A 17,102-nucleotide genomic window follows, 5' to 3' on the forward strand; every position below is an offset into this window, starting at 1 on the left:
TCCCACGGGATCAGTCCGCGATCGACTGGTACGCCGCCACCCAGAAGTCCCGGTGGACGTCGCTGAAGAACGGGAACTCCGCTCGCTGGGTCATCATGATGGACACCATCCGCTCGGCCGGGTCCGAGGACCAGTTGGTGCCCAGGCCGCCGTCCCAGCCGTAGCGGCCGGGGGTGGCGGCGATGCCGTCGCGGCCGGTGACCACCGAGACGCCGAAGCCCCATCCCGCGTTCGCCCAGGTGCCGGGGGCCATTTCCGAGATGCGCTTCTGATGGTCCGTAAGGTGGTCTGTCGTCATCAGGGTCACCGACGGCCGCGAGAGCACGCGTTCGCCCGCCAACTCCCCGCCGTTCAGCATCATCTGACCGAACGCCAGGTAGTCGTCCACCGTCGAGACCAGTCCCGCCGCGCCGTCCGGGAAAGCGGGCTCGGCCGCCCACTGGCTGTCGGTCACGCCGTCGTACACCTCCATGCGGCCACCTTCGCGGTGGTTGGCCATGTACGAGGTCGCCAGCCGGTCCAGGCGGTCGGCGGGGACGTGGAAACCGGTGTCCCGCATGCCCAGCGGCTCGAAGATCCGCTCCCGCAGGAAGTCGCCCAGCGCCTGCCCGCTCGCCCGCGCGATCAGCACGCCCAGCACCTGCGAACCGGTGTTGTACAGCCACCGCTCGCCCGGCTGGGCCATCAGCGGCAGTTCGCCCAGCCGCCGCATCCACTCGTCCGGATCCGGCGGCTCGGCCGGATTCGGCACCCCCGCCGCCACCCCGCGCTCCTGCGCCGCCTTCACGATGGGATGGTCGTCCGCCCCCAGCAGCAGCCCGAACCCCATCCGGAACGTCAGCAAGTCCCGTACGGTGATGGGCCGTTCGGCCGCCACCGTGTCGTCCAGCGGGGCGTCGGGCCGGGTGAGCACCCGCCGGTCCGCCAGCTCCGGCAGCAGCCGGTCGACCGGCTCGTCGAGCCGCAGCTGGCACTCCTCCAGCAGGATCATCGCGGCCACCGCGATCACCGGCTTGGTCATCGAGGAGATCCGGAAGATTGTGTCCCGCCGCATCGGCCGGGCGCCGGGCCCGAACTCCATGTCGCCGATCACGTCCACGTGCGTCTCGCCCCGCCTGCTGACGCACGTGATCAGCCCCGGCAGGTCGCCGCGTTCCACGTGCCGGGACATGATCGTGTGCATGCGCTCAAGACGCGCGGGGGACAGGCCGCCGGGGCTCGTGACGCGGGTGCCGCCGCTCTCGGCGTTCCAGGTGGTCATGCGGTGACGGGTGCCCTCGTTCACCTCCCGTCATGCGCGTCGCCGCCCGCGCCGCCCGCCGCCCCCGACACCGCGCCGCGCGGGTCGCCGGCCCGCGACAGCAGCAGCTCGCGCTCGCGGGTGTTGCGGGTCAGGGCGGCGGCGCGGGCGAACTCCGCGCGGGCCTCCTCGTACCGCCCCAGCCGCGCCAGCAGGTCGCCGCGCACGGTCGGCAGCAGGTGGTAGCCCTTGAGCGACGGCTCACCGGACAGCTCGTCGACCACCGCGAGCCCGGCCGCCGGGCCGTCCGCCATGGCGAGCGCCACCGCCCGGTTGAGCGCCACCACCGGCGACGGCGCGCGCAGCGCCAGCGCGTCGTAGAGCCGCACGATGCCCCGCCAGTCGGTCTCCCGCGCGGTGCGCGCCCGGGCGTGGCAGGCGGCGATCGCGGCCTGGAGCGTGTACGGGCCGGGGCCCGTGCCCGCCGCCGACCCGGCCGCCTCGGCGCGGGCCAGGGCCGTGAAGCCGCGCCGGATGAGCAACTGGTCCCAGCGCCCCCGGTCCTGGTCTGCCAGCAGCACCGGCTCGCCGGACGGCCCGGTGCGCGCCGCCGCGCGGGACGCCTGGATCTCCAGCAGCGCCGCGAGACCGTGCGCCTCCGCCTCGTCGGGCATCAGCGCGGCCACCAGCCTGGCCAGCCGCAACGCGTCCTCACACAGCGCGGGCCGCATCCAGTCGTCGCCCGCGGTCGCCGCGTACCCCTCGTTGAAGATCAGGTAGATGACGCCCAGCACCGACGCCAGCCGCTCGGCCCGCTCCGGCCCCCGGGGCACCTCGAACGGCACGTCCGCCTTCGCCAGCGTCTTCTTGGCCCGCACGATCCGCTGCGCGACGGTCGCCTCCGGAACGAGGAACGCCCGCGCGATCTCGTCCGTGCGCAGGCCGCCGAGCAGCCGCAACGTCAGGGCGACGCGGGCCTCGGTGGACAGCACCGGGTGGCAGGCGGTGAAGACCAGACGCAGGACGTCGTCCTCGATGGCGTCCTCGTCGAGCCGGGCGAGGTCGTCCGCGCCCGGCTCGCCCGCAGGCAGCTCACGGGCGAGGGCGGCCAGCTTGCGCGCGTAGGTGCGATCGCGGCGGAAGCGGTCCACGGCGCGGCGTCTGGCGGTGGTCGCCAGCCAGGCGCCGGGGCGGTCCGGCACGCCCGTACGCGGCCACTGTTCGAGGGCGGCGACCATCGCGTCCTGCGCCAGCTCCTCCGCGACGCCGACGTCGTGCGTGAAGCGGGCCAGACCGGCGATGAGGCGAGCGGCCTCGATGCGCCAGACCGCCTCGATCGCGGCGACGGTGGCGGAGGGCGCGCCCGGTGCTCCGGTGCGCGGGGCGGCGGCCCCGCCGGTGGTGTCGTCCGCGTCCATCGCCTCATCAGACCAGGCGGGACGGGCCGGGGCAACGCCGGGCGCGCCCCCGCGCGGCGGCACGTCGGCCGCCACGGTGGCAGGTGCGCCCGGCGTCGCGGCAGCCGTCACGTGGGAACGCGCCCGCGCCGCCCTCCGGTGGGACCGCGCGGCCGCCGTCGCCCTCAGCCGGCCGGGGGCTCCTCCACCTGCCGGACCTCACAGGTGATGTCCCAGCCCTCGTCGTGCACCGCGAGGAACCGCTTGGTCCACTCGACGGCCTCCTCCTTGGACTTCGTCTGCATGATCGCGTAGCCGCCGATGAACTCCTTGGACTCGGCGAACGGGCCATCGGTCACCGTCAGCCTCCCGTGCTCGGAACGCACCCGGACCGTCTCGGCCGGCGGACGCAGGCCCGCGGTGTCGAGCATGACCCCGGCCTTGGTGATCTCGTCCAGCAGCTTGCCCATCTCCTCCATCATCCGGGGGCTCGGCCCGCCCTCCGGGGCGCCGTTCCCGTTGATCCTGATCAGTGACATGAAACGCATGACGTCCAGCTCCTCGTGGTGTCGTCGCGGCGGGCGCGTCCCGCCTTCTGTGTACGCGTCGAACGACGGGGCGCGGGATCGACACGGCGGAGGACGTTTTTGTCTTCCGGGGAGGGCGGGCGCGTCACCCGCCCGCTCGCGCGTCCCACAGCTGCCTCGACCTCGATGCCACGACCTGGACGATCCTGGCCACAGCCGGCGCCATCGGCTGCTCGAAGCGGCGGCCGTCGCGCAGGCGCAGGGCCACGGCGCCCGCCTCCGCCTCCCGCGCGCCGACGACCGCCTGGTACGGGGCGAGCCGCGCCGCCCGCACCCGCGCCCCGAGGCTGCCCCGCTGCGGCCCGGCGACCTCGGCCCGCAGTCCCCGCTCCACACACCGCCGTGCGAACTCCTGCGCCGCCGCGTACTGCGCGTCGGACACCGGCAGCACGACCACCTGCACCGGTGCCAGCCACGCGGGCCACGCCCCGCCGTACACCTCGATCAGCCGGGCCACCGCCCGTTCCACGCTGCCGATCACACTGCGGTGCACCATCACCGGCCGCCGCCTGCTCCCGTCAGCGGCCACGTACTCCAGGCCGAACCGCTCCGGCTGGTGGAAGTCGACCTGCACGGTGGACAAGGTCGCCTCGCGCCCCGCGTCGTCCGCGATCTGCACGTCGATCTTCGGCCCGTAGAACGCGGCCTCGCCCTCCACCGCCTCGTACGCGATCCCGCACCCGTCCAGCACCTCGGCCAGCAGCGCCGCCGCCCGCCGCCACATCGCCGGACCGGCCACGTACTTGCCGCCCTCGCCGGGCAACGACAGCCGGTAGCGGGCCGGTTCGACGCCCAGCACCCCGTACGCCCGCCGGATCAGCTCCAGCGCGGCGCGGGCCTCTTCGGCAGCCTGCGCGGGGGCGCAGAAGACGTGCGCGTCGTTGAGCTGGATCGCCCGCACCCGGGTCAGCCCGCCCAGCACGCCGGACCGCTCCGAACGGAACATCGCGCCCAACTCGGCGATCCGCAGCGGCAGTTCGCGGTAACTGCGGGCACGTGATCGGTAGACCAGCGCGTGGTGCGGGCACAGGCTGGGACGCAGCACCGCCTGCTCGCCGTCGCCCAGGTCCATCGCGGGGAACATGTCGTCCGCGTAGTGCGACCAGTGCCCGGAGACCTCGTACAGCTCCCGTTTGCCGAGCACGGGCGAGTACACGTGCCGGTAGCCCGCCCGCCGTTCCTCCTCGCGCACGAACTCCTCCAGCTCGTGGCGTACGACGGCGCCGTCCGGCAGCCAGTACGGCAGGCCGGCGCCCATCAGCGGATCGCTTCCGAACAGCCCCAGTTCCCGCCCGAGCCGGCGGTGGTCGCGCGCGGGCGGCGGCCCGTCCGCCCCACGGCGGTCGTGGGATCCGGGCAGGTCGTCGTGGGATTCGGGTACGTCGTGGGATCGACGGGATCGGTCCATCAGGTGGTCTCCTCGCCGGGTCGCGGAGCGGATGACCACACGGCGAAGCCCCGGGGCACCCGCCCCGGGGCTTCGACTTCACGTCATCGTTCAGCGCGCCGGGACACTCTCCGGCGTCGTCAGGCCCAGGCCCTCACCAGCGCGCTTCATGCGACCACGGTAGCCGCGCCTTCCCACGACCGCGAACGGTTTTCCCACGCCGGCGGTCCGCCAGGCCCTGCGCCGCTCACTTCAGCGGGTTGTCCGCCACGAACCGCCGCAGCTCGGCCGCCAGCGCCGTGGGGTTGTCCAGCTGGACGAGCGTGCGGGCGTCCGGGATCTCCACGTACCGCCCGCGCGGCAGCAGTTCCGCGAGGCGCCTGCCGGTCGCGGGCGGCATCATCACGTCCCGCGCGCCCCACGCGACCAGCGCGGGACGGTCGAACCCGGGCAGGCGCCCGGCCGCCTCACGGTAGGTGTCCTTGCGCGTCGAGCGCAGGAACCGCGTCAGATCGCGGCGGATCGCCGCGTTCGTCAGCAGCGGCCCGTACCACTCGCGCACCAGCTCGTACGGGATCGGCCGGTGCGCCATCCCGCCGAGCGAGAACGGCATTCCCACCAGGAAAGGGACGCGGAACGTCTGGAGCATCAGGAGCAGCCCGCCCGGCACCGAGCAGGCCAGCTCCAGCGCCTTGCCCTGCATGCCCGGCGGGTAGTTGTCCAGCGCCTCGCACGAGGTCAGCACCAGGCGGCCGACGCGCTCGTCCCGTACGCCGACCAGGAGTTGGGCGGTGCCCGCGTCGTTCTGCACGAGGGTGACGTCGCGCAGGTCGAGGCGTTCGAGGAACTCCGCGAGCAGTCCGGCCACCCCCTGCGCCGACAGGTCGGTACCGGGCCGCACCGGCCTGCGGTGCGCGCCGATCGGCAGCACGGGCACCACGATCCGGAACTCGCCGCGCAACTCCCGTACCAGCGGGTCCCACACGGAGGCGCCGAACCCCAGCCCCGGCACGAGCACGAGGGTCTCGCGCGCGCCGCCGTCATGCTGCCCGGTGCCGGTGCCGGTGCCGGTGCCGGTGCCGGTGCCTCCCGGCTCTCCGGTGTCCGTGTAGTCGATGACGCCTGCGCTGAGTTCGATCTCGGGCATCGGACGCTGCCGCCTTCCCGCTGCAACGGACATCTCACGTGACGGATCGGTTCGTTCGCATCGTTCAGTCCGCAGCCTAGCCCCGCGGTTGTCCACCCGGTGGGATCGCCCGCCGACACCGCGAACGACCTCGCCCGGCCCCCGCAGTGCCCATCAGGGCGCTTCAGGGGCCGGGCGGCCGGCCTCACAGCGGGGGTGGGTGTCAGATGGTCGCCGCGTCGATCACGAAGCGGTAGCGGACGTCGCTGGACAGCACCCGCTCGTACGCCTCGTTGACCTGCTCCGCGCGGATCAGCTCGATCTCGGCGCCGATGCCGTGCTCCGCGCAGAAGTCCAGCATCTCCTGGGTCTCGGCGATGCCGCCGATCGCCGACCCCGCGAGAGTCTTGCGGCCGAGCATCAGCGAGAACAGGTTGAAGGCGACCGGCTCCTCGGGCGCGCCCACGTTGACCAGCGCGCCGTCCACCTTCAGCAGCGACAGCAGGGCGCCGAAGTCCATCGGTGCCGACACGGTCGAGACGATCAGGTCGAGGGTTCCGGCCAGTTCCTCGAAGGTCTTCGGGTCGCTGGTGGCGTAGTAGTGGTCGGCGCCGAGCTTCAGCCCGTCGTCCTTCTTGCGCAGGGACTGCGACAGCACGGTGACCTCCGCGCCCATGGCGTGCGCGATCTTGACGGCCATGTGCCCGAGCCCGCCCATGCCGACCACGGCGACCTTCTTGCCGGGGCCCGCGTTCCAGTGGCTGAGCGGGGAGTAGGTCGTGATACCGGCGCAGAGCAGTGGGGCGGCCACGTCCAGGGGCAGGGTGTCGGGGACGCGCACGACGAAGTTCTCGTCGACGACGACCTTCTCGGAGTAGCCGCCGTAGGTGGGCTCGCCGTCCCTGCCGACGGCGTTGTACGTGCCGACCATGCCCTTGAGGCAGTACTGCTCCAGGCCCTTGCGGCAGTTCTCGCACTCGCGGCAGGAGTCGACCATGCAGCCGACGCCCACCCGGTCGCCGACGGCGAACCTCGTCACACCGGTGCCGACCTGCGAGACCACGCCCGCGATCTCGTGGCCGGGCACCATCGGGAAGATGGCCTCGCCCCAGCCCTCGCGGACCTGGTGGATGTCGGAGTGGCAGATACCGGCGAACTTGATGTCGATCAGGACGTCGAACTCGCCGACGGCGCGCCGCTCGATGGTGGTCCGCTCCAGCGGAGCCTTGGCGGCGGGCGCGGCGTACGCAGCAACAGTGGTCATGCCGAGGGTTCTCCTAGCAGGTCTTTGTACCCGGTTTCCTGTCCATCGGGTACGGCCCCAGCCTGCCGAAAGCCGCGTGCCGTACCCAGACCACGCCTTCGCGTACGACCGCTGTGCGTACCACTGGCGGTATCAGGCTGCCGGGCGTACGACCAGTGATACTGGACGCATGGAACGCAGTGACCTCAGGGCCCCGGGCGGCGCGCAGGACGTACCGCCGCTGGCCGGACCCGCCGCCGGGGAGGCGGGGGCCGGCACGGGACAGCCGCAGGCCGGGGCCGACACCGGGGAGGCCGGGAACGCCGCGGGCCAGCCGCTGGACCGGCGGGCCGAGCTGAGCGAGTTCCTGCGCAGTCGGCGGGCCCGGCTGAAGCCGCAGGACGTCGGCCTGCCCGACTTCGGCCGCCGCCGCCGGGTGCCGGGGCTGCGCCGGGAGGAGCTGGCGCAGCTGGCCGGGGTGTCGGTGGCCTACTACACGCGGCTGGAGCAGGGCAACGGCCGCAACGTCTCGGCGGAGGTCCTGGACTCCATCGCCCGCGCCCTGAGGCTGACCGACGCCGAGCACGCGCACCTGACGCACCTGGCGAAACCGAAGACGCACAAGAAGAAGCCGGCGGGGCGGCAGCAGCAGGTCAGGCCAGCGCTGCGGGAGCTGCTCGACTCCATGGACGGCGTCCCCGCGTACGTCGTCGGGCGCCGTTCGCAGATCCTCGCCTGGAACCGGATGGCGGCGGCGGTCTTCGGCGACTGGGGACAACTGCCGCCCGCCGAACGCAACTGGGCCCGGCTGGTCTTCCTCCATCCCGCCTACCGCGACCTCTTCGTGGACTGGGAGCAGAAGGCGATCGACATCGTCTGCGCGCTGCGCATGGACGCGGGCCGCCATCCGGACGACCCGCGGCTGTCCGCCCTGGTCGGCGAACTGTCCGTCAAGAGCGAGGAGTTCAGGCGGCTGTGGGCGACCCATGACGTCAAGGAGAAGAGCCACGGCGTCAAGCACCTGCACCACGCGCTGGTGGGCCCGCTGTCCCTGCACTTCGAGTCGTTCCGCCTGACGGACGGCACGGACCAGTCCCTGCTCACCTATCACGCCGAGCCCGGCTCTCCCTCTGCCGACTCCCTCCGCCTGCTGGCCAGTTGGGGCAGCGACGTACCGGACGCCGATCCGGCGGGCTCTGCTTCGTCAGCACGCCACCTGCCCTAACGGCCGTCAGGCGTGCGGGCGTTCGGCCGGGAGGCCGTTCGCCGCCACCTCGCCCATCCGTTCGACGGCCCGTGTGAGCACCGCCGTCGACGTGGCGAAGTTCAGGCGCACATGGCCCGCGCCGCCGGTGCCGAAGGCGGCGCCCGCGCTGACGGCGACCCGGCCGTGTTCCAGGAAGGCGGCGGCCGGGCCGGTGGACGCCGCGACGTCGCCGCGCGCGGCGCTGTCGTCCGCGCCGGGGGCGTCGCGGCCGAGCGCGGTGCAGTCCAGCCAGGCCAGGAAGGTCGCCTCGGAGCGGATCCAGCCGACCGCGGGCAGGTGGGCGGCCAGCAGGTCGCCCAGCAGGCGGCGGTTGGCGTCGAGCCCGGCGAGCACCGCGTCCAGCCAGTCGTCGCCCTCCCGGAGCGCCGCGGTGTGCGCCAGCGCGCCCAGGTGGCTGGGGCCGTGCCCCACCTCCTCCGGCATCCGCGCGAGGTCGTCCGCCGCCTCGGCACCGGCGATCGCCACGGCGCATTTGAGGCCGGGCAGGTTGAACGCCTTGGACGCCGACATCAGCGAGAAGCCCGCCTCGCCCCCGGGCACGTCGAGGTACGGGGTGAAGCGCGCCCCCGGCAGCACCAGCGGCGCGTGGATCTCGTCGGCGACGACCCGCACCCCGTACCGCCCGGCGAGCGCGGCGACGGCCGTCAGCTCCTCGCGGGTGTGCGCCACGCCGGTGGGGTTGTGCGGGTTGCACAGCAGGTACGCGGCCGGCCCGCCGCGCGTCGCGGAGGCGAACGCGGTCTCCAGCGCGCCCAGGTCGAGCCGTCCGGCGCGGTCCAGCGGCGCCTCCACGACGCGCCGGTCCATGTGCTCGACGAACGCGTAGAACGGCGGGTAGACGGGGCAGTTGACGACCACCGCCCCGCCCGGCCGGGTGACCAGCCGTAGCACCTCCACCGCGCCCAGCATCACGTCGGGCACCAGCCGGGTGCGTTCCACCGCGATCCCGTGCCAGCCCCAGCGGCGCACCGCGAAGTCCCGCAGCGCCTCGGCGTACCCGGTGCCGGCCGGATAGCCGGTGTCGCCGCGCGCGACCGCGTCGCAGACCGCCGTCACGACCGGCGGGGCCGGTGCCACGTCCATCTCCGCCACCCACAACGGCAGTACGTCGGCGGGGTGCGTGCGCCACTTCATGCTGGTGCGGCGGCGCAGCTCGTCAAGGGTGAGCTGGTCGAACGGGTTGGCGTTCGCCATGGGGCTCCTCAGGCTCGCGGGCGGTGACCTCGATCGTCACTCGCGAGCCGGCTGGTGGCCACCCCCTGGGCTGTGCCTTCCCGCTCGCGCCAGGTCGTGGCACCTGTGGCACCACATGGCACCACGTGGCACCGAGTGGCGCCACGCGGTGACATTGGGGCGTCCCGCAGGCGGATGGGTGTGCAGGGTGCCGCTCTGGCTCCAGTGGGTGCCTCGCCGTTTTCGCAGCTCAGGACGGTCGTCCGCAGGATGGCATCGCATGGAACGCCATTCGGGCTTGCGGATGGCGTCATAGTGGTGCCATGATGACGCCATGGACCTCACCCCGTATGTCGACGCCCTCCGCCGCGAACTCGCGGTGGCCGCAGAAGCCGGCGGCGAGGACGCCCGCGAGCTGGCCGAACGGCTCACCGCTCCGCTGGAGTCGGCGACCCGGCTGACCATGCTCAACGTGCTGTCCGCCGCGATGGACGAGATCACCCGCGAACTGGCTCCCGGCTCGGTCGACGTACGGCTGCGCGGACTGGACCCGGACTTCGTGGTGACGCCGCCGCCGGCTTCGGACGCCCCCGGGGAGGCGCCCACCGCGTCCGCCGAACCGCCGCGGCTCCAGCCGCCCGGCGAGGACGACGAGGGCGGCACCGCTCGCGTCAACCTGCGCCTGCCGGCCCACCTCAAGGCGCGCGCCGAGGAGGCCGCGAACCGCGAGGGCCTGTCGGTCAACGCGTGGCTGGTGCGGGCGGTGTCGGCAGCGGTCGACGGCGGCGGCACGCGTGCGCGCACGCCGGAGACGGCCCGCGCCGTCGGACAGAGCTTCACCGGCTGGGTGCGCTAGCCGCGCCCGCGCCACCCGGACCCCAAAACCCCGAAAGCTTCAGCCAAAGAACACTTCACACCGCGTCCCACCAGCGGGGACGCCTTCAGGACTCACGAGGACGGTACAGCCATGCCTGCTTTCGACACTCCCGACCCGATCGCCGTCACCGCCCACGTGGGCGCCGGTTCCCTCCAGTTCACCGCCACCGACCGCACCGACACCGTCGTCGAGGTGCGGCCCCGCGATCCGAAGCGGGACAAGGACGTGCGGGCCGCCGAGCAGACCGAGGTCACGTTCGCGAGCGGCGCCCTGGTCATCAGGACGAGGGAGCGCTACCTCATCGGGCCCACCGGCTCCGTCGACGTGACGGTCGACCTGCCCGAGGGCTCTCGCGTCGACATGACCGGCTCGTGGACCCAGGTGCTCGGCGAGGGCCGGCTGGGCGAGGTCCGGGTGAAGACCTCGGGCGGGGACGTCCGCCTCGACGCGACCGGGCCGCTCCACCTGACCGCCTCGCACGGCTCCATCTCCGTCGACCGGGTCCAGGGCACGGCCGAGATCACCACCAGCTCCGGCAGCCTGCGCGTCGGCACCGTCGACGGCCCCGCCGTCCTGAAGAACTCGCACGGCACGACCACCGTCGCCGCCGCCCTCGGGGACCTGCGGGTGAGCGGCGCCCACGGCGACATCGACATCACCCGGGCCGAGGGCTCGGTCGTCGCCACCGCCGCCAACGGCACCCTGCGCGTCGGTGAAGTCTCGCGCGGCACCGTCCAGTTGGAGACCTCCTACGGCGCCATCGAGGTGGGTGTCCGCGAGGGCACCGCCGCCTGGCTCGACGTCACCTCCGGCCACGGGCAGGTGCGCAACACGCTCACCGCCTCCGGGGCCCCGCAGGAGTCCGAGGACACCGTCGAGGTCCGCGCCCGTACCCGCTACGGCAACATCGACGTGCGCCGCGCCCGAGCCTGAGCGGCCCGAACCGGCCCGAGCGGCCGTACCGGGCCTGAGAGCCGGGCCCGCCCCATCCCAGTCACCCAGCACCCAGTCATCCAAGCCTTCGAACGGGAGGACTCCATGCCTATTTCTGTCATGCCCACGCTAAATAGAGGGGGCGGCGCGCGGCATCTCACCGCCGTCTCCGCGGTCGGTCTGCGCAAGTCGTACGGCGGCAGGACCGTGCTCGACGGGATCGACCTGAGCATTCCGGCCGGGTCCGTGTTCGCCCTGCTCGGCCCCAACGGCGCCGGCAAGACCACCACCGTGCAGATCCTGTCCACCCTCCTCGCCGCCGACGGCGGCCGGGCCCAGGTCGCGGGCCACGACATCGCCACGTCACCGGACGGCGTGCGCGCCGCGATCGGGGTCACCGGGCAGTTCGCCGCCCTCGACGACCTGCTCACCGCCGAGGAGAACCTGCTCCTCATGGCCGACCTGCTGCGCCTCGGCAAGCGCGAAGGGCGCGCCAGGACCAGGGAGTTGCTCCAGCGGTTCGACATCGCGGACGTCGCGCACAAGCGGGCCGCGACCTTCTCCGGCGGTATGCGGCGCCGCCTCGACATCGCCATGACCCTGGTCGGCGACCCTCAGGTGATCTTCCTGGACGAGCCGACGACCGGGCTCGACCCGCGCAGCCGCCGCACCATGTGGGAGACGGTGCGCGAGCTGGTCGCGGGCGGCACGACGGTCTTCCTGACCACCCAGTACCTGGAGGAGGCCGACCAGTTGGCCGACCGGATCGCCGTGCTCGACGGCGGCCGGATCGTCGCCGAGGGGACGGCCGACGAGCTGAAGGCGCGGATCCCGGGCAGTCACGTGCGGTTGCGGTTCACCGACCCCGGCGAGTACGAGCGCGCGGGCACCGTCTTCCCGGACGCGGACCGGGACGGCGACAACCTCGCCCTGCGCGTGGCCGGCGACGGCGGCCTCGACGCGCTGCGCGCCCTGCTCGACCGGCTCGGGACCGCGGGCATCCGGGCCGCGGACCTCTCCGTGCACACCCCCGACCTCGACGACGTGTTCCTCGCCCTGACCGGCCGCGACGCCACCGGCACCAGCACCGCAGCCACGACCCACGCAAAGGAGACCCCCCGATGAGCACCCTCGGACTCGCCGCGCACGACTCGATGACGATGCTGCGGCGCACCCTCAAGCACGCGATCCGCTATCCCAGCGTCTCGCTCGGCAGCGCCATGACCCCGATCCTGATGATGCTGCTGTTCGTCTACGCCTTCGGGGACTCGATCGGCGCCGGGATGGGCGGCGGCCGGAGGGCGTACCTGGAGTACCTCACACCCGGTGTCATCGTCATGGGGGTGGCGGCCGGGGCGATGTCGACCTCCATCGCGATCTGCGCCGACATGACCGACGGCATCATCAACCGCTTCCGCACGATGAACATCACCCGCTCGTCGTTCATGACCGGCCACGTCGTCGGCAGCGTCATCCAGACGATGGTGAGCGTCGTCCTGGTCGTGGCGGTCGCGCTGGCACTCGGCTTCCGGTCGGCCGCGAGCCCGCTGCAGTGGCTCGCCGCCGCGGGCCTGCTGGCGGCCATCGCGTTCGCGGTGACCTGGTTTTCGGCGGCGCTCGGCCTGATCTCCAAGACCGTGGAGTCGGCAAGCAACAAGCCCCTGTTGATCCAGTTCCTGCCGTTCCTCGGCTCCGCGTTCGTGCCGGCCGGCTCCATGGCGCCGGGCCTGCGCTGGTTCGCCGAGTACCAGCCGTTCACACCGATGACCGAGGCGCTGCGCGGCCTGCTCTCCGGCTCCGCGATCGGCGACAACGGCTGGGTGTCGCTGGCCTGGTGCGCCGGGATCGCGGCGACCGGCTGCGTCTGGTCGCGCGCGCTGTTCAACCGCACGGCCAAGCGCTGAGCCCCCTGGCCCCTGAAGCCCGAACGCCCGCACCCGACCCCGAAGCGCCCAGAGGACGCCGTGGGACCGGGTGCGGGCGTGACGCGCGCGCCTGGATCAGGCCTTCTTGGTCTCCCAGAAGATCTTGTCGATCTCGGCGATGAGGTCGAGGGCCTTCTGGCCGGTCTTCGGGTCGTTGGAACCCTTGGCGGCGCTCAGCGCCTTGAGGGTGTCGTTGACCAACTGGTGCAGCTGCGGGTACTTCTCGAAGTGCGGGGCCTTGAAGTAGTCGCTCCACAGGACCGAGACGTGGTGCTTGGCCAGCTCGGCGCGCTGCTCCTTGATCAGGATCGCGCGGGTGCGGAAGTCGGCGTCCTCGTTGGCCTGGTACTTCTCCTGGACCGCCTTGACAGACTCGGCCTCGATACGGGCCTGGGCCGGGTCGTAGACGCCACAGGGCAGGTCGCAGTGGGCGCTGACCTTCACCTTCGGCGCGAACAGGCGAGAGAACATGGCTGTCCTTCCTCGTGATCGTCTTTGCAGATGGGACATTACTCCCTGAGGAGGCCCATTTCTCGGGTGCCCCCTGGTGCTTAGGACAAAAGTCTGGTGTCACTCTGGACCCGGTGGAGGATCGGACAGGAGGCGCGGCATGCGCGAGCAGGGGGCAAGGCTGCCGTTCGGGCTGGCGGAGGTCAACGGGCCTTCGATGGTGCCCACGCTGTACCACGGCGACCAGCTGCTGATCCGGTACGGGGGACAGGTGCGGGCCGGTGACGTGGTGGTGGTGCGCCACCCCCTGCAACAGGACCTGCTGATCGTCAAGCGCGCGGTGGAGCGGCGGGACGGCGGCTGGTGGGTGCTGGGGGACAACCCGTTCGCCGAGTCCGACAGCAGGATGTTCGGCGCGGTGCCGGACGAGCTCCTGGTGGCGCGGGTGCTGGGGCGGTTCCGGCCGCCGCGGGGGCTGCGGCGGTCGGTGACGGCGGCGGTGGGGTGGGCGGCGTCGGCGGTACGGCCGGTGCCGGCGCGCAGGGTCAAGGCGCGCTGAGGCGGCTTGTGGTCACCTCGATCGCGTGACGGGCGCGAAGACGTCTACCGCTCCGCCTCGGCCTCCTGCCGCTTGCGGGCCCGGTACGCCGCCACGTTGGCGCGGGTGGCGCAGCGGTCGGAGCAGTAGCGGCGGGAGCGGTTGGTCGAGGTGTCGATGTACGCGTTGCGGCACGGCGTCGCCTGACAGATGCCCAGGCGGTCCACGCCCAGGTCGGTGAGCTGGAAGGCCAGCCCCATGCACGCCGTCGCCGCGTACGCGGCCGTCGCGTTGGTGGCGTGGTCGGCCAGGTGCATGTGCCACTGCGGGCGGTCGTGCTCGTCGAGGTGGCCGTGGCCCGAGATCTGCGGGCTGACCGGGTACTCCAGCAGCAGCGCGTTCAGCAGGTCCACCGCCCGTACCTCGTCGCCCTCCGCCGCCGCCTCGAAGACCGCGCGCAGCCGGGAGCGCACCCCGCGCAGCCTGGTCACGTCCGCGTCGGTGACCCGGCGCGCGGCCTGCCGACTCGCCCCGAACAGCGCGCGCACCGCCTCTACGGAGGTCAGTTCGTCCTTCCTGCGCGCAGGCTCCTCGCTGTTGACCAGCCGCACCGCGTAGTCCGAGTAATAGGCCAGTTCCACTTGAGATCCTTACCGGCGCAGTCTAGGGTCGGGGCACGGGGAGTGCGTAATGGGCACTTCTGCTTCCAGGGTATTACACGCGGAGGGGTTCACCATGACGGCGACGACCACGGCACGCGACCCTTACTGGCAAGCATGGCAGGACAGCTGGGACCGCCAGCAGCAGTGGTACCTGCCGGACCGCGAGGAACGCTTCCGGGTGATGCTCGACCTCGTCGAGGCGGTCGCCGGGACCGCGCCGGTCGTGCTGGACCTCGCGTGCGGCACCGGCAGCATCACCGACCGCGTGCTGCGGCGCTTCCCCGGCGCTCGCTGCACCGGCGTCGACCTCGACCCCGCCCTGCTCACCATCGCCCGCGGCCACTTCGCGGGGGACGCGCGGGCCACGTTCGTCACCGCCGACCTGACCGACCCCGGCTGGCTGGACGCCCTGCCGCACCGCTCGTTCGACGCCGTGCTGACCGCGACCGCCCTGCACTGGCTGCGCGCCGAGCCGTTGCGGCAGCTGTACGGGCAGGTCGCGGGCGTGGTGCGGGAGGGCGGGGTGCTCATGAACGCCGACCACATGCCCGACGGGGGCACGCCCAGGCTCGACGAGGCGGAACGCGCGCTGCGCCACGCCCGCCAGGAGCGGGAACGCGCCGAGGGCGTCCTGGACTGGGAGGCGTGGTGGCAGGCGGCGGCCGGCGACGAACGGCTCGCGGAGGCGGTCGCCCGGCGCTTCGAGATCTACGGGAGCCACGCGGACGGGGAGGTCCAACCGCCCGAGTGGCACGTGCAGGCGCTGCGCGCGGCGGGGTTCGGGGAGGCCAGGACCGTGTGGCGGTCGGTGACCGACGCGGTGGTGCTGGGGCTGCGGTAACGGCCCCGGACGTGGCGAGGCGGGCGTGATCCCACGCCCGCCTCGCCACGTTCACCACGTCCGCCGCGGCCTGCCCGGCCGCAGGGCTACCTGCGCGCGACACCCTCCGCGCGGGCCGCCGCCGCGACCGCCTTCGTCACGGCGGGGGCGACCCGCTCGTCGAACGGGGACGGGATGACGCAGTCCGCCGCCAGCTCGTCGTGGACCACCGAGGCCAGCGCCTCCGCCGCGGCGATCTTCATGCCCTCGGTGATGCGCGAGGCGCGCACCTGGAGGGCACCGGCGAAGATGCCGGGGAACGCCAGCACATTGTTGATCTGGTTCGGGTAGTCGCTGCGGCCGGTCGCCACGACCGCGGCGTACTTGTGGGCGACGTCCGGGTGGATCTCCGGGTCCGGGTTGGCCATCGCGAAGATGAACGCGCCCTTCGCCATCGTCGCCACCGCCTCCTCGCGCACCGTGCCGCCGGAGACGCCGATGAAGACGTCCGCTCCGTCGAGCGCCTCCTCCAGGGTGCCGGTCAGTCCTGCCTTGTTGGTGAACGAGGCCAGCTGCCGCTTGACGTCCGTCAGGTCGGTCCGGCCCGCGTGCACCACACCCCTGCGGTCGGCCACCGCGACGTCGCCGATGCCCGCCTCGATCAGGATGCGGGCGATCGCCACGCCCGCCGCGCCCGCGCCGGAGATGACCGCGCGCAGCTCGCCCAGCGAACGTCCGGTCAGCCGGGTCGCGTTGCGCAGCGCGGCCAGCGTCACCACGGCGGTGCCGTGCTGGTCGTCGTGGAAGACCGGAATGTCGACCCGCTCCTGGAGCTTGCGCTCGATCTCGAAGCAGCGGGGCGCGGAGATGTCCTCCAGATTGACGCCGCCGAAGGAGGGCGCCAGCCGGGCCACCGTCTCCACGATCTCGTCCACATCGGTGGTGGCCAGCGCGATCGGCACCGCGTCCACCCCGCCGAACTGCTTGAAGAGGATCGCCTTGCCCTCCATCACCGGCAACGACGCCTCGGGGCCGATGTCGCCCAGACCCAGCACCGCCGTGCCGTCGGTGACCACCGCGACCACCTGGGAGCGCCAGGTGTACTCGTGCACCAGCTCCGGCTGCTCGGCGATGGCGGTGCAGACCTTGGCGACGCCCGGCGTGTAGGCGAGCGACAGGTCGTCGCGGTCACGCACCGGAACCGTCGCGGTGATCTCCATCTTGCCGCCCCGGTGCAGCGCGAACGCCGGATCGATGAAGTCCTGGTCTTCGTCCATGTCGCTGTCGCTCCGGGGATTGACGATCTCCGCTGCCACAATTGACCCCTTTGTCTAATTTCGTATGAGGGTACGGCCGTCGCCACCGGTCGCACACGGGTGACGGGGCCCTGGAAGAGGGGTGAAGGGTCCGTTCTACCGGAAGGAGGTTTCCGCTGACGAGTCGGTATAGGTTCCCTGCCGTGTCTGGACCCCAGGTC

The 17,102-nt window shown here is 72.7% G+C and carries 17 protein-coding genes; 7 read left to right on the plus strand and 10 right to left on the minus strand.

The features are described from left to right. Positions 1-10: 10 nt before the first annotated feature. The 6 genes from CK485_RS18765 to CK485_RS18790 all read right to left on the minus strand — a co-directional run bounded on the left by CK485_RS18765 (position 11) and on the right by CK485_RS18790 (position 7,001). Positions 11-1,261, minus strand: a complete 1,251-nt coding sequence (locus CK485_RS18765; protein ID WP_199239388.1) for a serine hydrolase domain-containing protein — start codon at positions 1,259-1,261, stop codon at positions 11-13. A gap of 20 nt (positions 1,262-1,281) precedes the next feature. Beyond that, complete coding sequence (locus CK485_RS18770; protein WP_109452037.1) at positions 1,282-2,658, minus strand: sigma-70 family RNA polymerase sigma factor; 1,377 nt, start codon at positions 2,656-2,658, stop codon at positions 1,282-1,284. Between the two features lie 164 nt (positions 2,659-2,822). Beyond that, entirely contained in the window at positions 2,823-3,185 is a 363-nt protein-coding gene (locus tag CK485_RS18775) for a YciI family protein (protein ID WP_109452039.1), read from the minus strand. A 124-nt stretch (positions 3,186-3,309) separates the two neighbouring features. Beyond that, complete coding sequence (gene thrS, locus CK485_RS18780) at positions 3,310-4,632, minus strand: threonine--tRNA ligase (RefSeq protein WP_109452041.1); 1,323 nt, start codon at positions 4,630-4,632, stop codon at positions 3,310-3,312. A gap of 226 nt (positions 4,633-4,858) precedes the next feature. Beyond that, a complete protein-coding gene (locus tag CK485_RS18785) occupies positions 4,859-5,758 on the minus strand; it encodes an alpha/beta hydrolase (RefSeq protein WP_109452043.1) in 900 nt (299 codons plus the stop codon). Positions 5,759-5,960: 202 nt separating this feature from the next. After that, positions 5,961-7,001, minus strand: coding sequence for an NAD(P)-dependent alcohol dehydrogenase (locus CK485_RS18790; RefSeq protein WP_109452045.1), 1,041 nt, complete (start codon positions 6,999-7,001; stop codon positions 5,961-5,963). 169 nt (positions 7,002-7,170) lie between these two features. On the opposite strand from CK485_RS18790, the gene CK485_RS18795 reads away from it, so the two are divergent. Next, positions 7,171-8,205, plus strand: a complete 1,035-nt coding sequence (locus CK485_RS18795; RefSeq protein WP_109452047.1) for a helix-turn-helix transcriptional regulator — start codon at positions 7,171-7,173, stop codon at positions 8,203-8,205. A gap of 6 nt (positions 8,206-8,211) precedes the next feature. On the opposite strand, the gene CK485_RS18800 is transcribed toward CK485_RS18795, so the two are convergent. After that, on the minus strand, positions 8,212-9,441 hold the full coding sequence (locus CK485_RS18800) for an aminotransferase class I/II-fold pyridoxal phosphate-dependent enzyme (RefSeq protein WP_109452049.1): 1,230 nt from the start codon (positions 9,439-9,441) through the stop codon (positions 8,212-8,214). Between the two features lie 313 nt (positions 9,442-9,754). Here CK485_RS18800 and CK485_RS18805 point away from each other — a divergent pair, with 313 nt between their 5' ends. From CK485_RS18805 to CK485_RS18820, 4 genes are all read left to right on the plus strand, one after another. Beyond that, positions 9,755-10,276: a toxin-antitoxin system HicB family antitoxin gene (locus CK485_RS18805; RefSeq protein ID WP_109452051.1), complete on the plus strand. Its 522-nt coding sequence runs from the start codon at positions 9,755-9,757 to the stop codon at positions 10,274-10,276. Positions 10,277-10,387: 111 nt separating this feature from the next. Continuing rightward, positions 10,388-11,230 (plus strand): DUF4097 family beta strand repeat-containing protein, encoded by an 843-nt coding sequence (locus CK485_RS18810; protein WP_109452053.1) that lies wholly within the window; start codon positions 10,388-10,390, stop codon positions 11,228-11,230. A gap of 105 nt (positions 11,231-11,335) precedes the next feature. Further along, on the plus strand, positions 11,336-12,355 hold the full coding sequence (locus CK485_RS18815; RefSeq protein WP_241968402.1) for an ATP-binding cassette domain-containing protein: 1,020 nt from the start codon (positions 11,336-11,338) through the stop codon (positions 12,353-12,355). After that, a complete protein-coding gene (locus CK485_RS18820; protein WP_109452057.1) occupies positions 12,352-13,134 on the plus strand; it encodes an ABC transporter permease in 783 nt (260 codons plus the stop codon). The genes CK485_RS18815 and CK485_RS18820 overlap by 4 nt, the downstream gene beginning before the upstream one ends. Positions 13,135-13,230: 96 nt before the next feature. Here CK485_RS18820 and sodN read toward each other — a convergent pair whose 3' ends face one another. Continuing rightward, a complete protein-coding gene (gene sodN / locus CK485_RS18825) occupies positions 13,231-13,626 on the minus strand; it encodes a superoxide dismutase, Ni (protein WP_109452059.1) in 396 nt (131 codons plus the stop codon). Between the two features lie 139 nt (positions 13,627-13,765). Here sodN and sodX point away from each other — a divergent pair, with 139 nt between their 5' ends. Next, entirely contained in the window at positions 13,766-14,164 is a 399-nt protein-coding gene (sodX, locus tag CK485_RS18830; RefSeq protein WP_109452060.1) for a nickel-type superoxide dismutase maturation protease, read from the plus strand. 44 nt (positions 14,165-14,208) lie between these two features. Here the strand turns inward: sodX and CK485_RS18835 are convergent, their stop codons facing one another. Further along, the gene (locus CK485_RS18835) at positions 14,209-14,784 is read right to left on the minus strand and encodes a CGNR zinc finger domain-containing protein (RefSeq protein WP_109452062.1); all 576 of its coding nucleotides are present in this window, start codon (positions 14,782-14,784) and stop codon (positions 14,209-14,211) included. A 94-nt stretch (positions 14,785-14,878) separates the two neighbouring features. Here CK485_RS18835 and CK485_RS18840 point away from each other — a divergent pair, with 94 nt between their 5' ends. Continuing rightward, complete coding sequence (locus tag CK485_RS18840) at positions 14,879-15,646, plus strand: class I SAM-dependent methyltransferase (protein ID WP_109452064.1); 768 nt, start codon at positions 14,879-14,881, stop codon at positions 15,644-15,646. Between the two features lie 86 nt (positions 15,647-15,732). Here CK485_RS18840 and CK485_RS18845 read toward each other — a convergent pair whose 3' ends face one another. After that, positions 15,733-16,941 carry an NADP-dependent malic enzyme gene (locus CK485_RS18845; protein WP_109452066.1) on the minus strand — a complete coding sequence of 403 codons (1,209 nt, stop codon included), beginning with the start codon at positions 16,939-16,941 and terminating at the stop codon, positions 15,733-15,735. Positions 16,942-17,102 lie beyond the last annotated feature (161 nt).

This window comes from Streptomyces sp. ICBB 8177 (assembly GCF_003144095.1).
In the GTDB taxonomy this organism is placed as follows: domain Bacteria; phylum Actinomycetota; class Actinomycetes; order Streptomycetales; family Streptomycetaceae; genus Streptantibioticus_D.